The organism is Burkholderia sp. E168m23 (assembly GCF_016586125.1).
Classification (GTDB): Bacteria; Pseudomonadota; Gammaproteobacteria; order Burkholderiales; family Burkholderiaceae; genus Burkholderia; species Burkholderia orbicola.
Map to the genome: position 1 here is coordinate 1 of NZ_BCPP01001204.1, position 1752 is coordinate 1752.

General features: G+C 64.3%; 2 protein-coding genes. One reads left to right on the top strand and one right to left on the bottom strand.

Going from position 1 to position 1752, the window contains the following annotated elements:
- Positions 1-343: glutathione S-transferase N-terminal domain-containing protein (locus JMF90_RS35700; RefSeq protein ID WP_201326215.1), on the bottom strand; the 343-nt coding region annotated here is incomplete at its 3' end.
- Between the two features lie 391 nt (positions 344-734).
- Between JMF90_RS35700 and JMF90_RS35705 the strand changes: the two genes are divergently transcribed.
- Positions 735-1292 (top strand): DapH/DapD/GlmU-related protein, encoded by a 558-nt coding sequence (locus JMF90_RS35705; protein WP_053525914.1) that lies wholly within the window; start codon positions 735-737, stop codon positions 1290-1292.
- Positions 1293-1752 lie beyond the last annotated feature (460 nt).

Sequence of the window (1752 nt, forward strand, 5' to 3'; positions counted from 1 at the left end):
ACGCGCCGGTGAATTTCTCGGCCATCGCCGGTTCGAGGCAGGTCGGCGTGAAGAACATCCACTGGAGGAAGCGGCCGCGCAGCGGATCGTCGGGCGCGACGCCGAGCCCGGCGTCCGGGCAACGGTCGGCAAGATAGAGCAGCACGGCGCCCGATTCGGCGAACGGGGCGCTGCCGTCGTCGAGCGCGGGCAGCTTCGCCATCGGGTTGACCTGCACGAACGCGTCGCTGCCCTGTTCGTGCGAGCGCAGGTCGATCGGCACGAGTTCGTACACTCCGCCGATTTCCTCGAGCATCCACAGCGCCCGGAATGCCCGGGTCTTCGGCCAGTAGTAGAGCTTCATCGCGCCTCCGCGTTTGGGTGCTGCTGTCGATCCGGTCGATGCTCAAGCGTACCCGAGCGCGGGAGGTTGGGACAGGGGCGTCCGGCTAGGGGCGCCCGGCCAAGGGCGCTCCGCTAGGGGTACCAGGTTTGGTTGCACGCAGCTGATTCGATGCGCTGGGGCAGCGGTGAATCGCGGGAGATGACCCGCAGAGCCTTGTGTGACTGAAGTTCGTAATATAACTAGTTATAGCAAAACTAGTTATGAAAATTCAAAAAATCCTTGGCGCGAACCAGCATTGCTACACTGCGCCCGGCTCATTGCCCAGTACCCACGCATACGGTAACGCAATCGCCCGGCCGCGCTCGCCGACGCATCACGCACCGTCGCACTCACCGGAGACAAGTCACGCATGGCAACCGACGATCGCACCACGATCATTCCGCGCAGAACGCCCGAATCGGCGGCCATGGTGGCCGAGGTCAAGCGGGCGATGGCGATCACCGCGCGGCTCAACCGCCTGACGTTCGACGATGCGGCGGACGTACGCGCATTGTTCGGTGAACTGATCGGCTCGCAGGTGGACGACGGCTTCATGCTGATCCCGCCATTCCATGCGACGGGCGGCGCCGGCATGAAGCTCGGGCGCAACGTGTTCGTCAACCAGAACTGCACGTTCTACGACCTGGGCGGACTCGAGATCGGCGACGACGTGATGATCGGCCCGAACGTCAGCCTGATCACGTCCGGTCATCCGGTCGAGCCTTCGCGCCGGCGCGACGGCGTGATCGCGAAGCCGATCGTGATCGAGCGGAACGTGTGGATCGGCGCGGGCGCGACGATCATCGGCGGCGTGACGATCGGCGAGAATGCGGTCGTCGCAGCCGCGGCCGTCGTTACCCGGGACGTTCCGCCGAATACGCTGGTCGGCGGCAATCCGGCGAAGATCATCCGGTCGATTGCCGAATAACGTCGCCCGGGTGTGCGCGCCGGTGCGATGAGGCATCGGCGGAGGGATGTGGACAACCGCTCACCACGATCACTCGAAACGCTGTGCATTTGAACGGTGAGCGTACCGCCGAGGCCGTCCCGACAAGCCTTTCCAGCTTTTCCCGATTGTTGTGCGCCGAGTCCTCCGTCGATCGGCAGAGGAAGATCCGGGCGTGCGCCGGTTGTGGATATCTGCGGCCCGAAACGACTCGGCGCGCTGTGTTTTTCACAGGTGAGGGTGACCGGACGCTGCGCGATACATGAAGCGGGTTGTGGACAACTCGCGGCAAATCGAAGCGAAATGCTGTGAAAGTCAACGGTGAGTGTCGCACCCGATCTGGCGGTGTGCCTGCATTGGCACGGGTTTCCGGTCGTTGCCGTGGTTCGGAGCGCCGCGCATTCTAGCCGAATGGCGCAGCGTGCATGACCGCGATCCGCAG